At 71.2% G+C, this 26,448-nt stretch carries 21 protein-coding genes; 11 read left to right on the forward strand and 10 right to left on the reverse strand.

The genetic code is table 11. The features are described 5' to 3' along the window. Positions 1-87: 87 nt before the first annotated feature. From ACEXOR_RS07395 to ACEXOR_RS07420, 6 genes are all read right to left on the reverse strand, one after another. Positions 88-3,414 (reverse strand): efflux RND transporter permease subunit, encoded by a 3,327-nt coding sequence (locus tag ACEXOR_RS07395; protein WP_374848828.1) that lies wholly within the window; start codon positions 3,412-3,414, stop codon positions 88-90. 129 nt (positions 3,415-3,543) lie between these two features. Beyond that, positions 3,544-4,296, reverse strand: coding sequence for a 5'-methylthioadenosine/S-adenosylhomocysteine nucleosidase (gene mtnN, locus ACEXOR_RS07400; protein ID WP_374848829.1), 753 nt, complete (start codon positions 4,294-4,296; stop codon positions 3,544-3,546). 113 nt (positions 4,297-4,409) lie between these two features. Beyond that, positions 4,410-5,390, reverse strand: coding sequence for a hypothetical protein (locus tag ACEXOR_RS07405; RefSeq protein WP_374848830.1), 981 nt, complete (start codon positions 5,388-5,390; stop codon positions 4,410-4,412). Between the two features lie 46 nt (positions 5,391-5,436). After that, the gene (locus ACEXOR_RS07410; protein ID WP_374848831.1) at positions 5,437-6,177 is read right to left on the reverse strand and encodes a response regulator; all 741 of its coding nucleotides are present in this window, start codon (positions 6,175-6,177) and stop codon (positions 5,437-5,439) included. After that, positions 6,174-8,768 (reverse strand): sensor histidine kinase, encoded by a 2,595-nt coding sequence (locus ACEXOR_RS07415; protein ID WP_374848832.1) that lies wholly within the window; start codon positions 8,766-8,768, stop codon positions 6,174-6,176. Before ACEXOR_RS07415 ends, ACEXOR_RS07410 begins: the two co-directional genes overlap by 4 nt. A gap of 28 nt (positions 8,769-8,796) precedes the next feature. Beyond that, positions 8,797-9,144, reverse strand: a complete 348-nt coding sequence (locus tag ACEXOR_RS07420) for a DUF7882 family protein (protein ID WP_374848833.1) — start codon at positions 9,142-9,144, stop codon at positions 8,797-8,799. Positions 9,145-9,261: 117 nt separating this feature from the next. Between ACEXOR_RS07420 and ACEXOR_RS07425 the strand changes: the two genes are divergently transcribed. Both ACEXOR_RS07425 and ACEXOR_RS07430 read left to right on the forward strand, forming a co-directional pair. After that, positions 9,262-10,395: an AI-2E family transporter gene (locus ACEXOR_RS07425; RefSeq protein ID WP_374848834.1), complete on the forward strand. Its 1,134-nt coding sequence runs from the start codon at positions 9,262-9,264 to the stop codon at positions 10,393-10,395. Between the two features lie 125 nt (positions 10,396-10,520). Continuing rightward, the gene (locus ACEXOR_RS07430) at positions 10,521-11,078 is read left to right on the forward strand and encodes a Dps family protein (protein ID WP_374848835.1); all 558 of its coding nucleotides are present in this window, start codon (positions 10,521-10,523) and stop codon (positions 11,076-11,078) included. A gap of 82 nt (positions 11,079-11,160) precedes the next feature. Here ACEXOR_RS07430 and ACEXOR_RS07435 read toward each other — a convergent pair whose 3' ends face one another. Beyond that, positions 11,161-12,111, reverse strand: coding sequence for a YncE family protein (locus ACEXOR_RS07435; RefSeq protein ID WP_374848836.1), 951 nt, complete (start codon positions 12,109-12,111; stop codon positions 11,161-11,163). A gap of 131 nt (positions 12,112-12,242) precedes the next feature. Continuing rightward, positions 12,243-13,262: a LacI family DNA-binding transcriptional regulator gene (locus tag ACEXOR_RS07440; RefSeq protein ID WP_374848837.1), complete on the reverse strand. Its 1,020-nt coding sequence runs from the start codon at positions 13,260-13,262 to the stop codon at positions 12,243-12,245. A 211-nt stretch (positions 13,263-13,473) separates the two neighbouring features. Here ACEXOR_RS07440 and ACEXOR_RS07445 point away from each other — a divergent pair, with 211 nt between their 5' ends. The 5 genes from ACEXOR_RS07445 (at position 13,474) to ACEXOR_RS07465 (ending at position 20,975) form a co-directional block, all read left to right on the forward strand. Next, entirely contained in the window at positions 13,474-15,546 is a 2,073-nt protein-coding gene (locus ACEXOR_RS07445; RefSeq protein ID WP_374848838.1) for a beta-galactosidase, read from the forward strand. A 101-nt stretch (positions 15,547-15,647) separates the two neighbouring features. Next, positions 15,648-16,478 (forward strand): carbohydrate ABC transporter permease, encoded by an 831-nt coding sequence (locus ACEXOR_RS07450; protein WP_374849210.1) that lies wholly within the window; start codon positions 15,648-15,650, stop codon positions 16,476-16,478. After that, positions 16,475-17,398 (forward strand): carbohydrate ABC transporter permease, encoded by a 924-nt coding sequence (locus ACEXOR_RS07455; RefSeq protein ID WP_374848839.1) that lies wholly within the window; start codon positions 16,475-16,477, stop codon positions 17,396-17,398. The genes ACEXOR_RS07450 and ACEXOR_RS07455 overlap by 4 nt, the downstream gene beginning before the upstream one ends. Positions 17,399-17,451: 53 nt before the next feature. After that, entirely contained in the window at positions 17,452-18,786 is a 1,335-nt protein-coding gene (locus ACEXOR_RS07460; protein WP_374848840.1) for an ABC transporter substrate-binding protein, read from the forward strand. Then, the gene (locus ACEXOR_RS07465) at positions 18,783-20,975 is read left to right on the forward strand and encodes an alpha-galactosidase (protein ID WP_374848841.1); all 2,193 of its coding nucleotides are present in this window, start codon (positions 18,783-18,785) and stop codon (positions 20,973-20,975) included. Before ACEXOR_RS07460 ends, ACEXOR_RS07465 begins: the two co-directional genes overlap by 4 nt. 36 nt (positions 20,976-21,011) lie before the next feature. On the opposite strand, the gene yczR is transcribed toward ACEXOR_RS07465, so the two are convergent. Beyond that, entirely contained in the window at positions 21,012-22,496 is a 1,485-nt protein-coding gene (yczR, locus tag ACEXOR_RS07470; protein WP_374848842.1) for a MocR-like transcription factor YczR, read from the reverse strand. A gap of 61 nt (positions 22,497-22,557) precedes the next feature. Between yczR and yczE the strand changes: the two genes are divergently transcribed. Then, the gene (gene yczE / locus ACEXOR_RS07475; protein WP_374848843.1) at positions 22,558-23,385 is read left to right on the forward strand and encodes a membrane protein YczE; all 828 of its coding nucleotides are present in this window, start codon (positions 22,558-22,560) and stop codon (positions 23,383-23,385) included. A gap of 184 nt (positions 23,386-23,569) precedes the next feature. On the opposite strand, the gene ACEXOR_RS07480 is transcribed toward yczE, so the two are convergent. Next, positions 23,570-24,142, reverse strand: coding sequence for an HhH-GPD-type base excision DNA repair protein (locus tag ACEXOR_RS07480; RefSeq protein WP_374848844.1), 573 nt, complete (start codon positions 24,140-24,142; stop codon positions 23,570-23,572). 152 nt (positions 24,143-24,294) lie between these two features. Here ACEXOR_RS07480 and ACEXOR_RS07485 point away from each other — a divergent pair, with 152 nt between their 5' ends. From ACEXOR_RS07485 to ACEXOR_RS07495, 3 genes are read left to right on the forward strand one after another with little or no spacing between them, the layout of a single operon-like run. Then, positions 24,295-24,999 carry a GNAT family N-acetyltransferase gene (locus ACEXOR_RS07485; RefSeq protein ID WP_374848846.1) on the forward strand — a complete coding sequence of 235 codons (705 nt, stop codon included), beginning with the start codon at positions 24,295-24,297 and terminating at the stop codon, positions 24,997-24,999. Next, positions 24,996-25,838 carry an endonuclease/exonuclease/phosphatase family protein gene (locus tag ACEXOR_RS07490; RefSeq protein ID WP_374848847.1) on the forward strand — a complete coding sequence of 281 codons (843 nt, stop codon included), beginning with the start codon at positions 24,996-24,998 and terminating at the stop codon, positions 25,836-25,838. Before ACEXOR_RS07485 ends, ACEXOR_RS07490 begins: the two co-directional genes overlap by 4 nt. Then, the gene (locus tag ACEXOR_RS07495) at positions 25,835-26,437 is read left to right on the forward strand and encodes a DUF2238 domain-containing protein (RefSeq protein WP_374848848.1); all 603 of its coding nucleotides are present in this window, start codon (positions 25,835-25,837) and stop codon (positions 26,435-26,437) included. Before ACEXOR_RS07490 ends, ACEXOR_RS07495 begins: the two co-directional genes overlap by 4 nt. The last annotated feature ends 11 nt before the right edge of the window (positions 26,438-26,448 follow it).

The raw sequence follows: 26,448 nt of genomic DNA on the forward strand, positions 1-26,448 counted from the left end.
ACCGCGCCTGCGTGAAAACATCTGAACGGTCCTCTTCCGGAAGAAGGCACCCGACGGGCACCGCGGAAGAGGTGAGCTTACCTCGCTTTAGAAACGGGACGCAACACCCTCGCGGCGCAGGCGGCGGCGTTCGCGCCAGCCCTCGACGAGGTTGTACACCACCGGCAGCACGATCAGCGTCAGCACCGTCGACGACACCAGGCCGCCGATCACGATGATCGCGAGCGGCTGCGAGATGAAGCCGCCCTTGCCGGTGAGGCCGATCGCCATCGGCAGCAGCGCGAAGATGGTGGCCAGCGCCGTCATCAGGATGGGCCGCAGTCGCCGGCTCGCCCCTTCGATCAGCGCGTCGCGCACGCTGAGTCCCCGGTCCCGGTACTGGTTCACCAGGTCGACGAGCACGATCGCGTTCGTCACCACGATGCCCACGAGCATCAGCGCACCGATGATCGACGGCACCCCGAGCGGAATGCCCGAGATCACCTGCAGCGCGATCGCGCCGGTGGCGGCGAACGGGATGGAGCTGAGCAGCAGCAACGGCTGAAGCAGGCTCTTGAAGGTGGCCACCATCACCACGTACACGATCAGGATGGCCACCAGCAGCGCGATGCCCAGCTGCGAGAAGGCGTCCTGCTGATCCGTCACCACGCCCCCGATGTCGGCCGTGGCCCCGGCCGGCAGCGACACGTCGGCGAGCGCCTGCGACACCTCGCCGCTCGCGGTGCCCAGGTCGTCGCTGTTGGGCGTGACCGAGACGGTCGCGGTGCGCACGCCCTTCTGGGTGGTGATCGTCGACGGTCCGTCGACCACGGCGACCGTGGCGAGGGAGTCCAGCCGCACCGGGCCCACCGCCGTCGGGATCTGCAGCTCGGCGAGCTGCGCCTGGGTGGTGGGCGGGTTCTGGGCGTCGAGGTAGATCGTGTAGTTCGTGTCGTCGATCACGATCGAGCCGATGGAGGTGGGCTGCATGGTCTGCGACACGATGCCGCCCACGGCCACCTCGCTGAGTCCCGCCTGCGCGGCCTTGCTGCGGTCGACCGCGACCTGCACGAACGGGCGCGAGGCACTGAGGTTCGAGGAGACCTGCTCCACGGCACCGAGCGACTGCATGGCCGAGACCACGGCATCGGATGCGGTGGCCAGGTCGCCCTGGTTGGTGGCGGTCACGTCGATGGCGATGTCGGAGGAGGTGCCGAAGCCCGCCGAGGCGGCCACCGAGATCTCGCCCACGTCGGGCACGGCCTCGACCTCGTCGCGCACCGTCTTCTGCAGGGCCTCCTGGTCGGCATCCTCGTTCGTGGTGATGTTGTAGGTGATCGAGCTGTCGCCGCCGCCGGAGAACGCGTCGCGCAGCGATGAGCCGCTCGACCCGATGGTGAGCTGCACCGTCTCTACACCGTCGATGCCGTCGAGCACCGACTCCACCTGCATGGCCGCGGCCGACTGGGCCTCGAGGCTCGACCCCACCGGCACCGTCTGCGTGACGGTGAGGGTGTTCTGGCCGCTGCCGCCGAGGAAGTTCGTCTTCATCAGCAGGGTGAGCGGCAGGGTTCCGAGCAGCACCACCACGGCGATCAGAATGGTGACCACGGAGTGCTTCAGCGTCCAGGCGATGATGGGCAGGTACCGGCGCTGCAGAGCGGTGGGCGCCTCGTCGTCCAGGGCGCGGTGGGCGCTGGGGCGGGGGCGGCGGGAGCGCGTCGGCTCGATCGTCGCGAGGGCGGTACCGGGTGCCGACCCGGCGGCCACCGGAAGGGCGTCGGCCTCGGCGAGGGGGCCGGCGTGGGCGTGGGGTCGAGCGGCGTCGCCGGTGGCCTGGGCTGCGGCCGCGGCATCCGTCGCCCCGCTCGACGCCGGCTCGGACACGGTCTTCGTCGACTCAGACGCCGTGGTCGTCTTGGGCGCCTTCGGCGGGCGCACGAACCAGTAGGCCAGCACCGGCACGATGGTGAGCGCGACCAGCAGCGAGGCGAGCAGCGCGATGGTGACCGTGAGAGCGAACGGGCGGAAGAGCTCGCCCGTGGTGTCGCCCACGAACGCGAGCGGCAGGAAGACCGCGACCGTGGTGATGGTGGATGCCGTGATGGCTCCCGCCACCTCGCGCACCGCGTCGACGATGAGTGCGGCACGGGCCGCCCCCGACTCGGCCGGGGTGAGCTGCGCGCCGGCGAGCGAACCGAGATGTCGCTTGATGTTCTCGATCACCACGATGGAGTCGTCGACCACCCGCCCGATGGCGATGGTGAGCGCACCGAGCGTGATGATGTTCAGGGTGTAGCCGGAGGCCTGCAGCCCGATGAACGTGATCAGCACCGAGGTGGGGATGCTGATGGCCGTGACGAGCGTCGATCTGATCGACAGCAGGAAGACGAACACCACCACGACGGCGAAGAACAGGCCGAGGAGGCCCTCGGTGGCGAGCGATTCGATGGACTCCTGGATGAACGGGGCCTGGTCGAAGACGATCGTGAACGTGGCTCCCGGCAGGTCGCCCTCGAGCTGCGGCAGCAGGGCGCGCACGCCCTGCGACACCTCGACCGTGTTCGCACTGGGGAGCTTGGTGACCGAGATCGTCAGCGCATCCTGACCGTTCACGCGGGAGATGGAGGTCACCGGGTCGTCGACCAGGGCCACCGTGGCCACCTCGCCGATGGTGACCGGGCTGCCGTCGGTGTCGAGGCCGGCCAGCGGCAGGTTCGCGATGTCGTCGGTGGAGGCGAGCTTCGCGCCCGACTGCACGGCGTAGCTCTGCCCGTTCTCGGTGAGGGTGCCGGCGGGGATGAGCCGGCCGTTGCTGTCCACGGCGTCGCTGATGGCCTTGGTGCTGAGGCCGCGGGCGGCGAGCTGCGCCGGGTCGGGCGTGATGGTGACGCGCTGGCCGATCTGGCCGAGCACCTGGGCCTCGCGCACCCCCTCGACGTCTTCGAGGTCGGGCACCGCGGCGGTCTCGAGCTGCTGGGCGAGCGTCTTGGCGTCTTCGCCCGAGACGGCGATCGAGATGATGGGCAGGTCGTCGATGCTGCCGCTGAGCACCTGCGGGTCGAGATCGGCCGGCAGGGTCGACTTGATGCGGTTGATGGCCTGGGTGAGCTTCTGCTCGGCGGTGGCGAGGTCGGTGCCGTAGGTGAAGGTCGCGGAGATGATGCTGAGGTTGGTGCTCGAGGTTGCGCTCGTCGACTCGAGGCCCTCGACGCCCGAGATGGCGGTCTCGATGGGGGTCGACACGTCGTCGTTCACCACCTCGGGGCTGGCGCCCGGGTAGGTGGTGAGCACGGCCAGCTGCGGGAACTGGATGCTCGGGATGAGCTCCTGCTTGAGGCTGGTGAGCGCGAGCCCGCCGAACACGGCGACGACGATGGTGACCAGCGCGATCAGGGCGCGGTTCTTCATGCTCAGCACGGCGAGGAATTGCACGGGGTGGGTCTCTCTTCGACGGCTCCGGTCGCCGGGCGAGATGCCTAGGCTCCTTAACTATCGCACCGCAATGTAACGACGGGGTGACGAGGTCGTGATCCGGGCCTCCCGTGCCTGCTTCGCGCCGCGTCAGCGGGGGCGGAGGGCCTCGCGGAGGAGGGCCAGGGCCACGAGGGCCGAGCGGTCGGAGGTGAGGTCTGTGTTGTCGACGTGGTCGTCGGGGGCGTCGTCGGTGGCGAGGTCGGAGATGCCGCGCACCGAGGCGAAGGCCACCTGGTTCGAGTAGCAGATCTGGGCGATGGCGGACGACTCCATGTCGACCGCCATCACCTCCGGGAAGCTCTCCCGGGCGATCTCCGCGCGCGCCCCCGTCACGAACGAGTAGCTCGACGCGATCAGGCCGGCGTGCAGCGACCACGACTCCTCGGCCGGAGCGAGGCCGGGGAGCGCCGCGAGCATCCGCTCGTCGGCGTCGTACACCGCGGGCATGCCGGGCACCTGGCCGAGCAGGTAGCCGAACACGCGGGCGTCGGCGTCGAGGTTGATGTAGCGGCTGCCCACCACCACGTCACCGGCCACGACCCCTGCCCCGAGACCGCCGGCGGTGCCGGCCGAGACCACGAGCGGATGCGGCGAGCCGGCTTCGCGGGCCCGCACGATGGCCGTGGTGATGGCCGACGACGCGTTCACGAAGCCGATGCCGCTGTGCACCAGCAGCAGGGGCAGGCCGTCGATCACGAGCGGGCGGATGACGGCCTCGCCGGCGCGGTCGGGCTCACCGACCCGGGTCGCACGGGCGAGGAACGGCGCGGCCTCGTCAGCCATCGCCACCTGCACGATCGCGAGGGGGGCGTCGGGCGGCTGCGGGGTGCTGGTGGTCATTCGCGTCAGGTTACCGGACGGGTGGGGGTTCGCAGCGGAGGAGAATGCGTGCGATGAGGCCGTATACGCCTCATCGCACGCATTCTCCTCCGTTGTGAACGGGGGCGCCGCGGTCAGTCGGCGCCGGGGCGCATGAACGGGCTGAGGTCGCGCCCGTCCCACGAGGTGGAGCGGGAGCGGGAGCGGCGGGTGGGCTGGTCGGGCGACTCGGTGGGCGGCGCGAGCGAGTCGGGCTGCTCGGAGAGCTCGTCCCACCAGTCCGCGGCAGGGACGGCCGGCGCCGTCGGGAGGGCACCGGATGGGGCGGCTCCACTCGTCGCGGTGGGCACGGCCCAGGCGACGGGATCGGCGGTACCCGCGCCGGCCGGCTCAGTGGTGTCCGGCCCGGATCCCCCCGCCTCCAGCAGGCGGAGCACCGCCCCCGTGAGCACCAGCACAGGCAGCATCAGAAGCCCTGACGAGAGAACCGCCGGCGCGATGGCCGACACCCCGAGCGCCACCTGCGCCCAGAACGGATAGGTGCAGCCCGTCATGCCGCAGGTGCCCGCGTTCCACACGTCGGACATCGACGGCAGCGACGTCATCACCACCCCCGCGAGCGCGAGCAGCACGATCACGAGCATCACGACCCACAGCAGTCGCAGCGCACGCCGCGACCCGGCCAGACGATTCGGCATGACAGCCCCCTGAAGGTCGACGGACGAGATGGGACCGGTGGACGACGCAGCGCCCGACAACGAGGCGCCGGGCCGAGCGCCGGGCCGGGCGCCGCGCCGCAGAATGGGCGCCGAGCCGCCGCCCAGCCGCCCGAGCACCATCGCCACGGCCCCGAGACCGATCGCCAGGGCCGCCGCTCCGCCCAGCGAGGGCAACCCGCGCTGGGCGACCTGAACGACCACGTACTCCAGCAGGCCCGGCGTGAACTCGCACGACGTGCTCTCGCTGCCCGAGCACGACATCCCGGTCGACGTGCCCTGCACGAGCACCCACCCGCCGGCCGACAGCACGAGCGCGACCACCCCCGCGATCATCAGCACGCGGGCCCGGGCGACGAGACGCCATCCGCCGAACCCGGACGCGGCTTCGGTGGTCATACCCCGACGCTAGCGGGCGGCCGGGCGGCGCACCAGAGCGACGTCGTCAGGTGTCGGTCGCGGCGCCGCCCGCATCCGGAGCAGCCGACGGCGCCGGCGCCGACCCGGGCTGGAATCGGTACCCCATTCCCGCCTCGGTGAGCAGGTGACGCGGGCTCGCCGGCACCGGTTCGAGCTTCTTGCGCAGCTGCCCGATGTAGAGGCGCAGGTAGCCGGTCTCGCGCACGCGGTGGGTGCCCCAGACCTCGGTGAGCAGCTCTTGGTGGGTGACCAGGCGACCCGGGTTGCGCACGAGCAGCTCGAGGATCTTCCACTCGGTGGGGGTGAGGCGCACGGTGCTCCGGTCGTCGCCTCGGCTCACCTGGCGCGCCGCGAGGTCGACCGTGACGTCGCCGAACGTCACCACCGGCTCGCCGCCCGCCGGGGCCGGGGCACTGCGCCGGGTGAGGGCCCGGATGCGCGCCAGCAGCTCATCCATGGCGAACGGCTTGGTGACGTAGTCGTCGGCCCCCGCGTCGAGGGCGTCGACCTTGTCGGAGGAGCCCGAGCGCCCCGACACCACGAGGATGGGCACCGTCGACCAGCCGCGCACCGCCTGGATGACCTCGATGCCGTCCAGCCGCGGCATCCCGAGGTCGAGCATGATCAGGTCGGGCGCCCACTCCGCGGCGGCCGCGATGGCCGCGGCTCCGTCGTCGGCGGTGCGGATCTGGTAGCCCTGCGAACCGAGCGTGATGCGCAGCGCCCGCAGGATCTGCGGGTCGTCGTCGGCGATCAGGACCTTCATGCGCGGTGTCCCTTCGGGTCGTGCCCGGCGGCCGCGACAGGCAGCGCCACCACCATGGTGAGGCCGCCGCCCGGGGTCTCCTCCGTCTCGAGCGTTCCGCCCATGCCCTCCACGAAACCCTTCGAGAGCGCGAGCCCCAGCCCCAGGCCGGTGAGGTTGTCGGTGTCGCCGAGCCGCTGGAACGGCACGAACACCTCGTCTCGCCGCTCGACCGGGATGCCTGGTCCCCGGTCGATCACGCGCAGCTCCACCGTGCCGGCGAAGGCGCTGGCCGCCACCACCACACGCTCGCCCGGAGGCGTGAAGCGCAGGGCGTTCGAGAGCAGGTTGACGAGCACGCGGTCCAGCAGCACGGGGTCGGCGTCGAAGGCCGGCAGGTCGGTCGGCAGGTCGAGCTCGATCTGCTCGGGCCCGGCGCCCAGCTCGTCGAGCACGGCGGGCACGAGGTCGTCGAGGTCGACCCGCTCGAGGGCGACGCCGAGCACCCCGGCCTGCAGCCGGCTCACGTCGAGCAGGTCGGTGAGCAGGCGCGTGAGGGCGGCGAGACTCTCGTCGGCGGTGGCGAGGAGCTCTTCACGGTCGGTGTCGTCGAGGTCGAGGTCACCACGGAGTCCGGTGACGGCGGCGGTCGCGGACGCGAGAGGGCGCCGCAGGTCGTGCCCCACGGCCGCGAGCAGCGCCGAGCGCACGCGGTCGGCGGCGGCGATCGGCGCGAGCTCGCGGGCGGTCTCCTCGAGACCCTGGTGCTCGAGGGCGGCGGCGAGCTGCGCCACGATTACCCCCAGCAGACGGCGATCGGATGCGCCGAGCTCACGCCCGCTCAGCTCGAGCACGGCGTCGAGCGACTCCCCCGCCACGGCGACCGGCAGGCGCACGACCGGGCCGTCCGGCCCGGCCGCGCCATCCGCTCCACCCGCCCCGGCCGCGCCATCCGCTTCACCGCGCCCGGCCGCGCCATCCGCGTCATCCGCCCCGGCCGCGAAGATCACCCTCCCGCCCCGCAGCACCCGTACGGCGGCCAACCCGAACGCCTCGCGGGTCACCTCCACGAGCGCCTGCACCGCGTCCTGACCGCGCAGCACGCTGCCCGCCACGGTGGCCACCAGCTCCGACTCGGCCGCCGACCGCCGCGCGGCGCGGGAGCGTCGGGCCGCCTGACCCACCACGAACGACACCAGGGCACCGATCAGCACGTACAGCCCCAGTGCCAGCAGGTGCAGCGGGTCGGCGATGGTGACCGAGTACACGGGCTCGATGAAAAAGTAGTCGAGCGTGAGCCCCGACAGCACGGCAGCGACCAGTGCCGGCCAGGCCCCGCCGATCAGCGCCGCCACCACCACGAGCAGCTGGTAGGTCAGCACCTCCGACGTGATCGACTCGTCGCTGCGCACGCTCGACAGCAGCCCCGTGACGGCCGGCCCGGCGAGCACGACGAACACGAAGCCGAGCACCCGCCGCCGCACCGTGAGCGAGCCCCGGCGCCCGGGCAACGGTACCCGCAGCCGCCCGCCCGCGGCGGCGTGGTTCACGATGTGCACGTCGATGTCGCCCGACTCCCGGATGACGGTGGCTCCGATGCCCGGCCCGGTCACGAGCGCCGCCACGCGACTGCGACGACTCACGCCGATGACGAGCTGGCTGGCGTTGACCGACCGGGCGAACTCCACCAGCGCCACCGGCACGTCGTCGCCGACCACCTGATGGAACGTGCCGCCGAGGCTCTCCACCAGCGCCCGCTGCGCGGCGAGCGCCTCGGGGTGCGGTTCGACGAGCCCGTCCTGCGCGGAGACATGCACGGCGAGCAGCTGCCCACCCGCCGAGCGGGCCGCGATGCGCGACCCCCGCCGAACGAGTGTCTCGCCCTCCGGCCCGCCCGTCAGCGCCACCACCACGCGCTCCCTGGCCTCCCACTTCTGCCCGATGCCGTGCTCGGTGCGGTACTGCTGCAGCGACGAGTCGACCTCGTCGGCGAGCCAGAGCAGCGCCAGTTCGCGCAGAGCCGTGAGGTTGCCCAGCCGGAAGTAGTTCGACAGTGCCGCGTCGATCCGGCCGGCCGGATACACGACGCCCTCCGACAGACGCTCCCGCAGCGCCTGGGGAGCCAGGTCGACCAGCTCGATCTGGTCCGCCCCCCGCAGCACGGCATCCGGGACCGTCTCCCGTTGCGGTACCCCGGTGATCTGCTGCACCACGTCGTTCAGCGACTCGATGTGCTGGATGTTCACCGTCGAGATCACATCGATGCCCGCCTCCCGCAGCGCCTGCACGTCGCGCCACCGCTTCGCGTGACGGGAGCCGGGGGCGTTGGAATGCGCGAGCTCGTCGACCAGCGCCACCTGGGGCGCTCTGGCCAGCACCGCCGCCAGATCGAGCTCGCCGAGCGCCACCCCGCGGTGCTCGACACTGGACCGCGGCACGATCTCGAACCCCGCCGTCATCGCCTCCGTGGCGGCCCGGCCGTGGGTCTCGACCACTGCGACGACCACGTCCGTGCCGGCCGCGCGCATCCGCCGACCCTCGTCGAGCATCGCGTAGGTCTTGCCCACCCCGGGGGCAGCACCCAGTAGAACCCTCAGGCTCCCACGCTTCACGCGTTCACGCGCCTCTCCGGCCGAGTGGTCAGCGCACCGTCGCGGGGCCGCCCGAGGCGCCGCCGTGACCGTTGCCCGTGCCGGGCTCCTCGGTGAACTGCAGCCCGCCCGAGCCGTTCGAGGAGGCGGTGAGGATGTCGAGCCACTCCCGGTTGATCGAGGGCACCCGGCCGCCGGCGAACTTGAAGTAGAGGGGGATGGAGGAGTCGAGCCAGATGCTGGAGCGGCCGTCGCCGATGGCCGGGTCGTCCTTCCAGGAGAAGAAGAAGCATTCCTTGCGCCGGAGCTTCGCGGCGATCACGATCTGCAGGTGCGTGAGGGTGCGGTCGTCGAACTCGATCTCGATGCCCGAGGTGCCGTACAGCAGCTTGCCCATGCCTGATTCCTCCTGCGCGATGGTGTGAGTCCATTAACGCATGCCGGGTCGGCCCCAGGGGCGGCAAAGGGGCTCTCGGGCTAATGTTGCGAGCACCAGATGAAATGAGGGCTCTTCGTGTTCAGGAGAAAACCGCACGACCCCGAGGCCGCCGCGTTGCAGCCCGGCTCCGACCTCGCGGTCGCCGGCGACAACAGCGTGCCCGCGGTACGGGTGAACGCCTTCCGCATCGGCCTCGTGGGCGGGCTCGGCGTGCTGCTCTCGCTCGTGATCGGCTCGGCGGTGTCGCAGCTGAGCACCGTGCTCATCTACATCGGCGTCGCACTCTTCCTGGCGCTGGGGCTCGACCCGTTGGTGTCGTGGCTCGAACGACGGATGCCGCGGCCGTTGGCCATCGTGATCGTCTTCGCCGCGGTCATCCTGCTGTTCGCCGGGCTGCTGTTCGCGGTCATCCCGTTGATCGTCGACCAGGCCGGAAACCTCATCCGGCAGTCGCCGCAGCTCGTCACCGATTTCACCAACAGCGACTTCGTCAAACAGGTGCAGACCCAGCTCGGCGACTTCATCGACATCAACCAGGCGGTGCAGTCGGCCACCGACTTCGTGCAGGATCCGAACAACCTGCTCGCCCTCGGCGGCGGCCTCCTGGCCGTGGGCAGCGGCATCGCGAGCGGGGCCACGGGCTCCGTGATCGTGCTGATCCTCACCCTGTACTTCATCGCGTCGCTGCGCAGCATGAAGAAGGTCACCTACCGTTTCGTGCCGGCCAACAAGCGGGCGTCGTTCGCCTCGCTTACCGAGGACGTGACGGGGGCGGTGGGTCGCTACGTGGTGGGCCAGATCGGCCTGGCCGCCATCAACGGCATCCTGAGCCTGATCTTCCTGTCGATCATCGGGGCCCCGCTGCCGGTGCTGTTCGCGTTCGTGGCGTTCTTGGCCTCGCTCATCCCCCTGGTGGGTACGTTGAGCGGCTCGCTCATCATCGTGCTGGTGTGCCTGTTCGCATCGCCGATCACCGCTCTCGTGGCGCTGATCTACTACGTCATCTACATGCAGGTGGAGGCATACTTCCTCAGCCCACGCATCATGAACCGCGCCGTCTCGGTGCCCGGCAGCATCGTGGTGATCGCGGCCGTGGCCGGCGGCACCCTGGGTTCGGTGCTGGGAGCCCTCGTGGCCATCCCGGTGGCGGCGTCGGCGATCATCATCGTTCAGAAGGTGGTCTTCCCGAAGCAGGACGCGAAGGTCTGAGTCGCGGGCGTCTCGCGCCGAGGGTGGTGCCCGGCGCTCGTTCCTGAGAGGGCGGCGCACCGGGCGAGCGGATGTCGCCGGCCCGGCGTACGGTCGAGGAGGTCAGCGACGAAAGGATTCGTAAAATGACCAGCACCATCGAACGCACCACCGAGGCTCCCGCCGACGCCGGAGCGAAGCCCACCCGCCGTCAGAACGCCGAGAAGGGGTTCAAGGCGTCGCAGCAGCTCACCGACAACCTGCAGAAGGTGCTCGTCGACCTGATCGAGTTGCACCTGCAGGGCAAGCAGGCGCACTGGAACGTCGTGGGCAAGAACTTCCGTGACCTGCACCTGCAGCTCGACGAGATCATCGACGCCGCCCGCGAGTTCTCCGACGTGGTGGCCGAGCGTCTCCGCGCCCTGCACGCCGCGCCCGACGGCCGCAGCGACACCGTCGCCGCCACCACCACGCTGCCGGAGTACCCGAACGGCGAGGTCGACACGGCCGAGACGGTCGACCTGATCACCCAGCGCCTCGAGGCCACGGTGGGCACCATGCGCGAGGTGCACGACGAGGTCGACGACGAAGACCCGACGAGTGCCGACATCCTGCACGCCATCATCGACAAGCTCGAGCAGTACGCCTGGATGGTGTCGGCCGAGAACCGCACCCCCAACAGCACCACCCGCCGCAAGAAGTAACTCTCTCTGCGCCGCCGAAAGCCGTCCCGCCGCCATCGGCCGGGACGGCTTTCGTCGTTCTCCCCGCCGAAGGCGCGCTGTGTCAGAGGGCGAGCATGCTCACCCAGGGGCGGTTCGTGTACGAGGCGTAGACCTTGTGCAGCAGGTAGTCGACGCCCATCGATCCGAGCGAGTCGACGGCGAGGCGTCTCACGGTCGTACCGGTGACGGCGAAGACGATCGTGTCGCTGTCGCGCGCGAGATAGGTGTGGCCCACGATGTCGACGCCGATCGGGCGGTTGGTGTCGTAGCCCATGGGGGTGGTGGCCGCCACGATGTCGGTGCGGGTGTCGATGGTGACGACCGAGCCCGCGGTGGCGACCATCACGCTGCGATTCAACGAGTCCGCCGCTATGGAGCCGGTGGCTCCACTCACCGCGACCGAGCCGATCACGGCTCCGCCTTCTGTGTCGACCACCGCGACACCCCGGCCGTCGGTGGGCACATACGCCTTCTGACCGGTGAAGTCGACGGCCACGCTGGTGCCGGCATTCGGCACGGTCACCGATCGGATCACTCCACCGGACTCGTCGAGGGTGATCAGATGGCGTTGGTCGTCCATGACGAAGAGCCGGGCGGCGTAGGGATCGACGACGACCTGGCCGATCAGGCGGCCGAGCGGGGCCGACCGCACGATGAGCGCCCCGGTGCGCCCGTCGAGCACGCTGATGCGGGCCGACTCCATGTCGGTCACGAAGACGCGGTGGCTCACGGGGTCGGCCGCGATGAAATCGCCTCCCTCGATCGGCACGGGGGAACCGATCGGCTCGTCGGTGCGCGAGTCGATCATGGCGAAGAGGCGTCCGTCTCGACGCGCAGCGTCGTCGCCGAGCACGAACACGCGGTGCAGGGGCGAGTCGACCGCCACCTGATCGGTGGAGGAGAATCCGGGGAGCTCGACGATCGGCTGGAAGGCCGAGGCGGTGGGCGCGGGAGCGGCGAGTGCGCAGATCAGGATGGCGCCGGCGGCGACGGCATGGGTGGTTCGAAGCATGGGGCCCTCATCTGGGGTTCTGAAGGGAGGTCGGACCCGCTGACGCTACCCGGGCACGGACCACCCGCATTCTGAGTACTTGTTGCTCACCGGGGGGCCGGCACAGAACGGCCCGGCACAGACGGCCCGGATCAGGCGGAGTCGCGCCAGACGATCGAGGTGTCGAGGAAGATGCCGGAGGCCTCGACCGTGCGGCCCTCGATCTGGGCGAGAACGAGCTCGGCGGCCCGGCGGCCGAGCCGGTCGGCCGGCTGGTGCACCGTGGAGAGCGGCGGTTGGGTGCGGCGCGCCCAGGCACTGTCGTCGAAGCCCACCACGCCGATGTCGTCGGGGGCGACCAGGCCCACCTCGCGCATGGCGTCGAGAGCTCCGGCCGCGATGGCGTCGGAGGAGGCGAACACCCCGTCGACCCGGTCGTCGTGGGTGAGCAGCTCGCGCATGCCGGCGATTCCGCTGGAGTGTGCGAACAGGGGCACCTCCACCACGAGCCCGGCGTCGAAGCGGTCGCCGAGCGCATCGGTGAAGCCGGCGAGGCGGTCGTGGCCCGAGTCGCGGTCGAGACCGGCGGCGATCATGCCGATGCGCCGTCGGCCCGTGCCCATCAGGCGCTCGGTGATGGCGCGGGCCGCGGCCCGGTTGTCGATGCCCACATAGGGCACGCCCTGGATGTCCATCGGATGGCCCACGAACGCGGCCGGCAGCCCCGACCGGGCAACCGCCATGCCGACGGGGTCGTTCTCGCGGGCCGAGATGATCACCACGCCGTCGACGTAGCCGCCCGTGAGATAGGCGCCCACCCGCGCCCCGTCGCGGTCGGAGTCGACCACGAGCGAGACCAGCTGGTAGTCGGCCTCGGAGAGCACCGCGTTGATGCCGAGGAGGATGCTGCCGATGTTCGGGTCTTCGAGGAAGAGCGAGTGCGGCTCGTGCACGATCAGCCCGATGGCACCCGAGCGCCGGGTGACGAGGTTGCGGGCGGCGGCGTTGCGCACGTAGCCGACCTCGGCGACGGCCTGCTCGACCGCGGTGCGGGCCGCATCCGACACGTACGCCTCGCCGTTGAGCACCCGCGAGACCGTGCCGCGCGACACCCCGGCCACGGCCGCGACGTCGTTGATGGTCGCCCGGACGGCGGGCCTGGAGCGGGGCATGGCCCCAACCCTACCGGTGGGCGGATCGCACTCCGGAGGGGTTGCGGAGTTGACAGCCCGCGCGACCGTGTTTACTCTGGGAGCGTTCACAGACTCTCGAAGAGGAGTTGTCGACGCCCGCTCTGGGAGCGTTCACAGAATTCGTTCTCATCACGCCCGAGCCCGCCGCCTGCACCTCGGACACCCGACCCGAAGCAGGAGCTGCCCCGCCGTGACGACGACCCCCGTCTCCGCCCTGATCGATCCGCGCGCTCCGCGGTTCACCTACGGCGCCGACTACAACCCTGAGCAGTGGGGCCCCGACGTCTGGCGCGAGGACGTTCGGCTCATGCTCGAGGCCGGGGTGAACCTCGTGGCCGTCAACATCTTCGGCTGGGCCCAGCTCGAGCCGCTCCCCGGGCGGTTCGACTTCAGCCGCCTCGACGCGGTGATCGAGCTGCTGCACGAGAACGGCATCTCGGTCAACCTCGGCACGGGAACCTCGTCGCCGCCCCCGTGGCTCGCGGCCGAGCATCCGGAGACCCTGCCCATGATGAGCGACGGCACCGTGCGCTTCCCGGGCGGGCGCCAGGCGTTCTGCCCGAGCTCGCCGGTGTACCGCGAGCGCTCGCTGGCCCTGGTGGAGAAGGTGGCCGAGCGCTACGGCAGCCACCCGGCCGTGAAGCTCTGGCACGTGTCGAACGAGATCGGCTGCCACAACGCGCATTGCTTCTGTGCCGTGTCTGCGCGATCGTTCCGCCGGTGGCTCGAGGCCCGCTACGGCACGCTCAACGCCCTGAACGCCGCGTGGGGCACCGCCTTCTGGAGCCAGCACTACGCCTCGTGGGAGCACATCCAGACCCCCCGGCTCACCGTCTCGACCGGCAACCCCGGCCAGGCCATCGACTTCAGCCGCTTCAGCTCCGACGAGCTGCTCGGGCAGTACCGCGCCGAGGCCGAGGTCATCCGTCGCCACAGCGCCGTGCCCATCACCACCAACTTCATGGTGGCGGCCCACATCAAGCACCAGGACTACTGGCAGTGGGCCCCCGAGATGGACGTGATCGCGAACGACCACTACCTCGACCACCGTCTCGCCGACCCGATGACCGAGCTCGCCTTCGCCGCCGACACCACCCGCGGCGTCGCCGGCGGCGCCCCCTGGATGCTGATGGAGCAGGCCACGAGCGCTGTGAACTGGCAGCCCCACAACATCGCCAAGGCCCCCGGGCAGCTGCTGCGCGACACGCTCATGCACGTGGCCCGCGGCGCCGACGGCATCAGCTTCTTCCAGTGGCGCGCCTCGGTGCAGGGCAGCGAGCGCTTCCACTCCGCCATGCTGCCGCACGCCGGCACCGACTCGAAGACCTGGCGCGAGAGCGTCGAGCTCGGCCGCACCCTCGAGCGACTGGCCGAGGTGACCGGCACCCGCGTGGTGGCCGACGTCGCCCTCGTGTTCGGCTGGGAGCCCTGGTGGATCACCGACCTCGACTCCCACCCCACCGTGGAGGTGCGCTACCTCGATCAGGTGCACCGCGCCTACGCGGCGCTCCGGGCCAACGGGGTGACGGTCGACATCGTGCGCCCGGGCGCCGACCTCTCCGGCTACTCCCTCGTGGTGGTTCCAGCGCTGCACAGCGTCTCGGATGCCACGGCCGCCGAGTTCACCCGCTACACCGAGTCCGGCGGCCACCTGGTGGTCACCTTCTTCAGCGGCATCACCGACGGCGACGACCGGGTGCGCACCGGCGGCTACCCCGGAGCCTTCCGCGACCTGCTCGGCGTCAGCACCGACGAGTTCTTCCCCCTGCACGCCGACGAGAGCGTCGACCTCGACGACGGATCCTCGGCCACGATCTGGACCGAGCTGGTGCACCCGCGCGGCGCCGAGGTGATCTCCTCGTACCTCGACGGCCCGGTCGCAGGCTCCGCCGCCGTGACCCGCAACCGTGCGGGCGCGGGAACAGCCTGGTACCTCGCCACCAACCTCGACGCCGGGTCGCTGGCCCGCGTGCTGGGCCGGGCGCTCGCCGAGGCGGGCGCCGAGCCCCCGCTGGCGGGGGCGCATCCGGATCTCGAGGTGATCGAGCGCCGCGGCGACACCGCCCGCTTCGTCTTCGTCTTCAACAACGGCGACACCGAGCGCGCGCTGGAGGTGTCGGGCGTCGAGCTGATCGACGGTTCCGACGTCGACGGCCGCCTCACCGTCGCCCCGAACAGCGTGCGCGTCATCCGGCTCGAGCCGGAGACCGCGCTGTCGGCTCCCTCACCCGACCACTCCCAGGAAAGGAGGGTCGCGCCGTGACCGCTCCCTCTCTCGCCGTGACGGGCGCAGCCCGGACCGGCAGCCCCACCACGAAGAAGCCCCGCCGCCGGGTGCCCCACGCCCGCTCGGTGCTGCTGTTCATGCTGCCGTTCGGCGTGCTGTTCGCGCTGTTCTACCTGCTGCCCATCGGCTACGCCGTGTACCAGTCGCTCCTCACGGTCGAGCGCGAGGGCACGTTCGGGCCGCCGGTGGAGGTGTTCGGCGGGCTGACGCAGTACATCGCGGTGTTCCAGAACGACGTGTTCTGGTCATCCGTCGGCCGGGTGCTGCTGTTCGGCGTGGTGCAGGTGCCGGTGATGCTCGGTGTCGCGCTGGTGCTGGCCCTGCTGCTGGACTCGCCGCTGGTGAAGGGCAAGAAGTTCTTCCGGCTCGCCTACTTCGTGCCGTACGCGGTGCCGGGCGTGATCGCCGCAATCATGTGGGGCTACCTGTACTCGCCGAACCTCTCGCCGTTCTCGGCGCTCACGAGCGAGGTGTCGTTCCTGTCGCCCGACTTCGTGCTCTGGTCGATCGCGAACGTGGTGACCTGGGTGTACGTGGGCTACAACATGCTCATCATCTACTCCTCGCTGCTGTCGATCCCGTCGGAGATCTACGAGGCCGCGAAGCTCGACGGTGCGAACCAGCTGCAGATCGCCCTGCGCATCAAGATCCCGCTGGTGGTGCCCGCCATCACGCTCACCGCGATCTTCTCCATCATCGGAACGCTGCAGCTGCTCGCGGAGCCGCAGGTGTTCCGCAGCTTCACCTCCTCGGTGTCGAGCACCTTCACCCCCAACATGGCCGTCTACGCCACCTCGGCCGTGCCGAACGTGAACCTCGCCGCCGCCATGTCGGTGGTGCTGGCCCTCGCCACCTTCGCGATGTCGTTCGCGTTCCTCAAGTTCACCCAGCGGAAGGGCGAGAAATGAGCGCCGAGACCCCCACCAGGCCGCGCGCTGCGAAGCAGGCGGATGCGCCGCGTCAGTCCCGCACGAAGCAGCCCGGCGCCCCGCGCGAGAAGCTGATGTCGCGCACCGCGGCGATGATCGTGATGATCGTCTCGGCGTTCTACTTCCTGCTGCCGGTGTGGTGGCTGTTCGTGTCGTCGACGAAGAGCCGCGGCGACTTCGGCTCGTCGAACGGCTTCTTGTTCGCCGACTTCAACCTCGTGCAGAACATCGCCGACCTGTTCGCCTACAACGACGGCATCTACCTGCGCTGGATGCTGAACAGCGTCCTCTACGCCGGTGCGGGCGCCCTGATCGGCACCCTGATCTCGGCCATGGCCGGCTACGCCCTGGCGAAGTACCGCTTCCCGGGTCGTGAACTCGTGTTCAACGTGGTGCTCGGCGGCGTGCTGGTGCCCGCCACCGCGCTGGCGCTGCCGCTGTTCCTGATCTTCAGCCAGGTGGGGGCCACGAACACGTTCTGGTCGGTGTTCCTGCCGAGCCTCGTGAACCCGTTCGGTGTGTACCTGGCCCGCATCTACGCCTCGGCCAGCGTGCCCGACGAGCTGCTCGAGGCATCCCGGCTCGACGGCTCGGGCGAGGTGCGCACGTTCTTCACCATCGCCCGCAAGCTGATGACCCCGGCTCTGGTGACGATCTTCCTGTTCCAGTTCGTGGCCATCTGGAACAACTTCTTCCTGCCGCTGATCATGCTGCGGGACGAGTCGCTCTTCCCGGTGACCCTCGGCCTCTACACCTGGAACTCGCAGGTCAACCAGATCCCGGAGATCCGCACCTACGTGATCATCGGCGCCTTCGTGTCGATCATCCCGTTGATCATCGCGTTCCTGAGCCTGCAGCGCTTCTGGCAGAGCGGCCTCGGCTCCGGAAGCGTCAAATAGCCCGCACTCCCTTCACCTCCCACCCGCACCACCACCCCACAGAAAGAGAAACCATGCCCCGCAAGAACAGCATGCGCATCGTCGCGCTCGGTGTGCTCAGCGCCATCGCGCTCACCGGCTGCGCCTCGAACAGCGGCAGCGGATCGGCCGACACGGCCGCCGCCGACTGCGCCCCCGCCGACGGTCCCGTGGAGCTCAGCTTCACGTCGTGGATCCCCGGCATCGACAAGGTCGTCGACCTCTGGAACGAGAAGAACCCCGACATCCAGGTCACCGTGCAGACCGGCCCGAACGGCAACGGCGGAACCTACAAGAACTTCTTCAACCAGCTCGAGGCCGGCAACGCGCCCGACCTCGGCCAGATCGAGTACGACGCACTGCCGAACTTCCGCGTGCAGGACGGCCTGGAGAACATCGCCGCGTGCGACGGCGTGCTCGACTCGAAGGACCAGTTCATCGACTGGACCTGGAACCAGGTCACCTTCGGCGAGGACGACGCCGTCTACGCCGTGCCGCAGGACACCGGCCCGATGGCCATGTACTACCGCAAGGACCTCTTCGAGAAGGCCGGCATCCCCGTGCCCACCACGTGGGAGGAGTACGCGTCGGCCGCGAAGAGCATCCGCGACCAGGGCGGCTACATCACCAACTTCCCGCAGAACGACGTGAACTGGTTCGCCGGTCTCGTCTGGCAGGCCGGGGGCCAGTGGTTCAGCAACTCGGGCGACTCCTGGAACGTGACCCTCGACTCCCCCGAGTCGGCCAAGGTCGCCGACTACTGGCAGGGCCTGATCGGCGACGGCCTCGTGTCGAAGGTTCCGGCCTGGACCGACGAGTGGAACAACGCCTACAACACCGGCTCCGACTGGACCTGGATCTCGGCCGTCTGGGGCGCGAACTCGATCTCGAGCGGCGCTCCCGACACCTCGGGCAACTGGGCCGTGGCCCCGATGCCGCAGTGGAACGCGGGTGAGAACGCCGCGGGCAACTGGGGTGGATCGTCGACCGCCGTGCTCAAGGGCAGCAAGCACCCGTACGAGGCCGCGAAGTTCGCCCTGTGGCTGAACACCGACCCCGAAGCGCTGACCGCACTGAACACCGAGGCCAACCTGTACCCGGCCACGAAGGACGGCCTGAACCTGCCCGTGCTCAAGCAGGGCGTAGCGTTCTACGGTGACCAGCCCATCTACGACGTGTTCGCCGAGGCCTCCGGAGAGGTCAACCCCGACTTCACCTGGGGTCCGACCATGACGCAGACCTACGCCGACGTGGCCGACGGCTTCGGCCAGGTGCTGGGTGGCACCGGAACCCTGGGCGAGGCGCTGACCACCGGCCAGGAGAAGACGATCGCAGCCCTCAAGGCGCAGAGCATCCCCGTCTCCGAGTGATCTCAGCCGTTCATCACCTCCGTGCCGCGGGTTCCAGCATCGTGCTGGATGCCCGCGGCACGGGCGTGCCCGCCCTCCTGCACTGGGGCGCCGACCTGGGCGCCCTCTCCCCTGCCGAGCTGGAGTCGTTCGCCGACTCGCTCGTGCCGGCCGTCGCACCGAGCTCGATCGACGAGCCGCTGCGGCCCACACTTCTTCCGGCCCTCCGCGACGGATGGTCGTCTCGGCCCGGGCTGACGGGTCACGGTGTCACCGCGGCCGGCTCGGGGCCTGCCGGAGCCGGTGCTGTCGACCTCGCACCCGCGGCGCTGGGGCTCGACCACGTCGACACTCTCGGCGACAGCGCGCTCCGGGTCGTGCTGATCCCGCGCGACCCTGCCGCCTCGCCCTCCTCCGCCCACTCCGGGCATCCGCTTCGGGTCGAGGTGCACCTCGAGCTCACCGAGCACGGCGTGCTGCGCATTCGCACCTCGGTGCACAACCTCGGCGACACGCCCTTCGCCCTCGACGGCGTGGAGACGGGCCTGCCCCTGCCAGGACGCGCCCGCGAGGTGCTCGACTTCACCGGCCGCTGGCCGCGGGAACGTCAGCCCCAGCGCCGCGCCGTCGAGCACGGCACCTGGCTCCGCGAGAGCCGGCACGGCCGGCCGGGCCACGACGACGCCTTCGTGATGGTGGCCGGCACCCCCGGCTTCGGCTTCCGCTCGGGCGAGGTCTGGGCCGCGCACCTGGCCTGGTCGGGTGACAAGCGCCTCTTCGTCGACGCCCAGGCCACCGGCTGGCAGACCCTCGGCGGCGGCGAACTGCTCGCCCCCGGCGAGATCGTGCTCGAGCCCGGCGCCGGTTACCAGTCGCCGTGGCTGGTGGCCGCCTGGTCGACCGAGGGCCTCGACGGCCTGACCGCACGGCTGCACGGCTACGCCCGCGCTCAGGCGCCCACCGGGCCCGAGCCCCGCAAGGTGATGCTCAACACCTGGGAGGCCGTGTACTTCGACCACGACCTCGACACGCTCGAAGCCCTGGCCGATGCCGCCGCCGCGGTGGGCGTGGAACGCTTCGTGCTGGACGACGGCTGGATGCTCGGCCGCATCGACGACCGGCGGGCACTCGGCGACTGGGTGGTCGATCCCGACAAGTGGCCCGCCGGGCTGCATCCGCTGATCGACCACGTGACGAGCCTCGGGATGGACTTCGGTCTCTGGGTGGAACCGGAGATGGTGAGCCTGGATTCGGAGGTGGCCCGCGCGCATCCGGAGTGGGTGATCGGGTTCGACGGGTCGGTTCCTGCCGCCGCGCCCCTGTCGTGGCGCTGGCAGTACGCGCTCGACCTGGCGAACCCCGAGGCCTTCGAGCACGTGCTCGGCCAGCTGGTGGCACTGCTGCGCGAATACCCGATCGCCTACCTGAAGTGGGACCAGAACCGCGACCTGCTCGGCGGATCGGCCCACCGTCAGACCACGGCCACCTACCGGCTGATGGACACGCTGCGCGAGCGCTTCCCCGGCCTCGAGATCGAGTCCTGCTCCTCGGGCGGCGGCCGGGTCGACCTCGGCGTGATGGCGCGCACCGACCGCGTCTGGCCGAGCGACACCAACGACCCGCTCGAGCGGCAGGCCATCGAGCGCTGGACCTCGCTGCTCGTGCCGCCGGAGTACTTCGGCGCCCACCTCGGGGCGGCCACGGCGCACACCACGGGGCGCACGCACGCGCTGTCGTTCCGCCTGGCCACGGCGCTCTTCGGGCACGCCGGGATCGAGTGGGACCTCACGCGCGCAGACGTCGCGGAACGCGCATCCGTCGCCGAGTGGATCGCCGAGTACAAGCGCTCGCGCGAGCTGCTGCGCACCGGCACCGTCGTGCGCGCCGACAGCGTCGACCCCGCCCTGTGGGTGCACGGGGTGGTCGCCCCCGACCGGCGCGAGGCGCTCTTCGCCGTGGTGACCGTCGCGGCCACCCGCGAGGCGGTGCCGGCCCCGGTGACGTTCCCCGGGCTCGACGAGTCGCGGCGGTACCGGGTGGAGCCGGTGCTGCTCGGCGGTGGCCCCCGGCTGATTCAGGATGCGCCTCCGCCCTGGTGGGCGGAGGGCGGCGTCGTGGCCGCCGGGCGACAGCTCGCAGTGGTGGGCCTGCCCCTGCCGCTGCTGGCTCCCGAGCAGTCGCTCGTGCTGCGCCTCACCGCGCTCGGCTAGCCCCCACCCCGCTCCACCCCCGCGCCGCGGCGCGGGTCAGACCACGTCGGAGTAGAGGTCGGCAGCCCCGAACTGCGGCGTCTGCGCCACCGACTCCCACGCCGCGCCGAGCGCCCGCACCCCGCGCTCGAGGTCGCCCGGGCGATACACGATGGGCACCCGGAGGAACCGCTCGAACGCACCGTCGATGCCGAACCGCGGGCCGGCGGTGATGAGCAACCCCTGCGCCCGCGCCGCCAGAGCGAGCTGCGAGCTCACCGGCGCCGCGAGGTTCACCCAGGCTGCGAGCCCGCCGTCGATGGCGGGCACCTGCCAGCTCGGAAACGCCTCCGCGAGCATGCCGAGCAGGGTGTCCCGCCCTTCGCGCAGCTGGGCCGAACGCACCGCGAGCACCGGCTCGAAGTCGCGCAGCAGCTCGGCCACGATCAGCTGCTCCAGCACCGGCGTGCCGAGGTCGCCCGCGAACCGGGCCCCGGCGAGCTTGCGGATGATCGCGGGTTCCGCGCGCACCCAGCCCACCCGGAGGCCGGCCCAGACCGTCTTGCCCACCGACCCCACGAGGATCGCCGAGGCGGCCGTGTCGGCATCGCCGTAGGCGGCGAACGGCAGGAACGACTCCGCGCGGTCGATGTCGAGCTCGGCCGTGGTCTCGTCGACCACCACGAGCGACCCCTGCCGGGAGGCGTGCCGGAGCACCTGGCTGCGCAGCTCCGCCGGCATCGATTCGCCCGTGGGGTTGTGGAAGTCGGGCATGAGGTACGCGAGCGTGGGACTCGTGCGGGCGAAGGCTTGTTCCAGTCCCGCGGCGTCCCAGCCGCGCATCCCGTCGCCCGGCACCCCTCCTCGTCGGCCGTCGCCCGGTGCCGTGACCGTCACGGGCACGAACCGCGCCCCGGCCGCCCGCAGCGCCTCGTACGCGTGCGGGTAGCTCGGCAGCTCCACCACCGCGCGGTCGCCGCGGGCGAGCAGGGTTCTGGCCAGCAGGAAGATGGCGTGCTGGGCGCCGATGGTGATCATCACCTGCTCGACGCTCGTGGGCAGGCCGCGGGCCGTGTAGCGATCGGCCACGGCCTGACGCAGGGAGGTGGCTCCGAACGGATCGATACCGGTACCTCCGAGCTCGACGGCGAACTCGTCCATCACCCGGGTGGTGGCCGCGTGCAGGCCGGGGTAGGCGGGGGCCGTCGCTTTGGAGAAGTCGATGAAGTCGTCCGGCGCATCCGTACCCGCCACCGGAACGCGGCCGGGCAGGCGCGTGACGCTGCCCGACCCGCGGACGCTCTGCGTGTAGCCGGCCTCGCGCAACTCGCGGTAGGCGGCCGAGACCATGGTGCGGCTGACGCCGAGCGCCTGAGCCAGGTCGCGCTCGGCCGGCAGGCGGGTGCCCGTGGCGATGCGCCCGTCGAGCACCAGCAACCGGATGCGGTCGAACAGCGCCAGATACGACGGGCCCGCCGACGAGCGTCGCCAGTCACCGAGCAAGGCCATGAGGCTTCGGGTTCCAATGCGTTGGTCTGACATGACGCCACTTTAGCCATATTGGCCCTAGAGCATCAAGCCAATTGTGAGATTGGATGGCCACATGCTCGATCGTCTGCCCTTGCGGCTTCTTCGCCTGTTCGTCGGCCTCTTTCTGTACGGCTTCGCCGACGCGCTGATGATCCGCGGGGCCGTCGGCATCTCACCCTGGACGGTGTTCTCGCAGGGACTGTCGCTGAGCACCGGGCTCTCGATCGGACTGCTGACCAGCCTGATCGGGCTGGCCGTGCTGCTGCTGTGGATTCCCCTGCGCCAGCGGCCGGGATTCGGCACGGTGGCCAATGTGCTGCTGCTCGGACCGTTCATCGATGTGGGGTTGTGGTTGCTGCCGGCGCCCCCGAACCTGCTGCTGCAGGTGCTGTCGTTCACGGCGGGGCTGCTGCTGCTCGCGGTGGCCAGCGGCCTCTACATCGGCGCGCGTTTCGGGCCGGGGCCGCGCGACGGGCTGATGACGGGCATCCACAGCCGGCTGGGCTGGCCGATCTGGCTCGGGCGCACCCTGGTCGAGGCCACCGTGCTGGGGGCCGGCTGGCTGCTCGGGGGCGACGTGGGGTTCGGCACGCTGGCGTTCGCGCTGCTCATCGGGCCGCTCTGCGGGGTCACGATTCCGCTGCTCGCGGGGAGGCACCGCGCCGCGCCGGCCAGGGGCCGTGCTGCGCCGGCCGCGGGCCGGGCCGCACGGGGTACCCGCCGCAGCGCGTCTTCCGCGGGCCGGGTTGCGCGTGTTGCCCGCCGCGGCGCGCCGGGAGCGGTCCGGGCACCCGAGCCGGGTACCGCCGCCCCCACGGCGCCGGCGGCTGGATCCCGTGCGGCTACCGCATCTCCGGCCCCCGTCACGACCGCGTCCGCCGCCGGTTCCGGGCCCGCCTGAGGCGCGCACGGCCGATGCCACAGGCGGCCGAGCACTCCTCGCGGGTTCCGACGCTCCCACGGGCACGGCACCCGGAATCCGTGCGGCTACCAGCTGGGCCGGGCGTGCCGGACAGGCCGGGTGCGCTGGGGGCGCTGGAGGCGCGCTGGCGTGGGCAGGTCGGGCGCCGGGTCGGACGGGAGGCTCAGGACTTGGCGGCGGCCTTGGCCGCGCGCTTGGTCTCGCGCACGAGGGCCAGCGACTCGGGGTCGACGATGTCGGCTACCGAGCGGTGCGAGCCCTCCTCGCCATAGGGGCCTGCGGCCTCGCGCCAACCCGGGGGCGTCACCCCGTACTGCTTGCCGAGCAGCGCCACGAAGATGCGCGCCTTCTGAGCGCCGAACCCCGGCAAGGCCTCGAGCCGCTTGCGCAGGGTGGCTCCGTCGGGCACCTCGGCCCAGAGCGCGGCCGCGTCACCACCCCAGTCCTGCACCAGCGCCGCGCAGAGCGCCTGCACGCGGCCGGCCATCGACCCCGGGTACCGATGCACGGCGGGCGTCTGGCGGAAGACCTCGACCAGTGCATCCGGATCGTAGGCGGCGAGGTTCTCGGCGGTGAACGGCCCTTCGATGCGGTCGCGGATCTTCTTCGGCCCCTCGAAGGCCGTCTCCATGGCGATCTGCTGGTCGAGCAGCATTCCGAGCAGGATGGCGAGCGGATCGGTCGACAGCAACTCGTCGGCCGCCGTATCGCCAGTGATGTGCAAAGCGGGTTCCATGCGTCTATTCTGCCGCCCCACCCCGGCGGCCCGCGGTGGGTCGCGCGAAGTCGTGCTCAGGCGCTGCTGAAGGCGACTTCTCGCGACGCAACACTTGGTGAGGGTGGATGGGCGGGCGGGCAGGCGTGGGGGGATCGGCCTAGAGTCGGAGGATGTTCGACCTCGGCCCAGCGGATCGGCCCGCCGCAGACGCCCGGCCCGTCAGCCCGAGCACGCCGGCCGGCCCAGGCACGCCGACCAGCCCGAGCACGCCGGCCGCTCCACGGGGGCCGAGCACTCCGCCCGCGCCCCGGGTGCTGGCCGCTCCACGGGGGCCGACCATTCCTGGCGCGGCCGCGCCCGCGCCCGCGCCCGCGCTCGTCACCGTGCGGCGCACCGTGGAGGCCGACTGGCCCGAGGTGCGCCGGCTCCGGCTCGAGATGCTGCGCGACACCCCGCTGGCCTACCTCGAGACCCTCGAGCAGGCCCAGCGGCGCAGCGAGGGCGAGTGGCGGGCCAAGGCGCGCGAGGGCTCGAGCGGACACGCCATCACGGTGGTGGCCGAGGTGCCCGACGGCCGCTTCGTGGCGACCATGCTCTCCTCGGTGCCGCGCGGCGCATCCGGGGCCTACCTCTTCGGGGTGTACGTCGCGCCCTCGCACCGTGGGCCGGCCGGGGTGACGGATGCCTTGCTCGACCGCATCGAGGCCTGGGCGGCGGGCCGCGGCGACTCCCTCACCCTCGAAGTGCACGAAGAGAACCTCCGGGCGAGGGCGGCCTACGCCAAGCGCGGCTTCATCGAGACCGGGGCCACCCGGCCGTACCCGCTCGACCCGCGCAGCCGCGAGATCGAGATGCGCAAGGCGCTGCGCCGATGACCCGGCACCTGGCGGCCACGCCCCTCGTGGGCCCCGTCGGACCGCCCGAGCTGCATGTCATGACGTACAACATCCGCCGGCCGATACCGAGCATGCGGCGCCGGAGCCCCGACCGCTGGGAGACCAGGCGACCACACCTCGGGGCGCTGCTCGAGGCCGAGCGGCCGAGCATCCTGGGGGTGCAGGAGGCGATGCCGGCGACCATGGGTTTCGTGCGCCACGCGCTCGGCGAGCACTACCGATCGGTGGGGTACGGGCGCTCGGCCGATCGTCGGGGCGAGGGCTGCCCGCTGTTCTACGACACCGCGCGACTCGAGCTGCTGGAGTGGCGGCAGCAGGCGCTGTCGGCCACACCGGATGTCGCCGGATCCACCGGCTGGGGCAACCGGGTGCCGCGCGTGCTGGTGGCGGCGCAGTTCCGCGACCGGGCCACCTCAGCGCGCTTCCTCGCCGTGAACACGCACTTCGACCACCTCTCGCGCCACGCCCGCGTGCGCTCGGCTGAGGCGGTGCACGCCCTCGTGGCGGCGAGCGGCCTGCCCGCGGTCGTCACCGGCGACCTCAACAGCGGCGAGGCCACCACCCCGTTGCGCGCCCTGCTGAGCGGCGGGCTGCTTCGGGATGCGTACGCCGTCGCCGAGTCGCGCCTCACGCCCGAGTGGGGCTCGTTCCCCAACTACGGCGACCCGCGGCTCGGCCGCAAGCGCATCGACTGGGTGGCCACCACGGCCGACGTCGAGGTGGTGCGCGCCGGCATCAATCCGCAGCGCTACGGCGGCGGCTGGGGCTCCGACCATCTGCCCGTGCAGGTGGTGCTTCGGATGCCGGCGGCGTCGTGATCGCACGATTCCTGCGGCGGCCCCACGGTGCTGCCGAATGGGTCGCGGACGCGGTGCGGGTGGTCGGACTGCTCAGCGTCGTCGCGGCGTTCGTGGGCTGGAGCGTCACCGACGCGGGGATTCTCGCCCTGGTTCTGCCGGCGCTGCTCGTACCGCGGTTCGTGGGCGTGCATCCGCTGTTCGACATCGGCTACGGGGTGACGTTGCTCGTGGCCGCGTGGAGCAACGTGTTCGACCTCTACACCCGGGTGTGGTGGTGGGATCTCGTGGTGCACTTCGCCTGCACCGGCGTGATCGCCGCCCTGGTGTACCTCCTGCTGGCGCGGGTGGGGATGCTGGCCGCCCCGGGCAGCCAGGGGTTCTCGCTCGCGACGTCGCTCGTCTTCTGTGCGACGTTCGGGCTCGCGGGCAGCGCGGTGTGGGAGATGATCGAGTGGCTCGGCAAGACCTACGTGAGCCCGGCGATCTCGGTGGAGTACGGCGACACCATCGGCGACATGGCGATCGGCGGGCTCGGGGCGGTGGTCGCGGGGGTGCTGCTGTGGGCGTCACGACCGATGCCCCCCACCGTCTCACGCCCCGGCGTCAGCCCCGGGTAGTAACGTCGGAG

Source organism: Herbiconiux liangxiaofengii (genome assembly GCF_041927335.1).
GTDB lineage: Bacteria > Actinomycetota > Actinomycetes > Actinomycetales > Microbacteriaceae > Herbiconiux > Herbiconiux liangxiaofengii.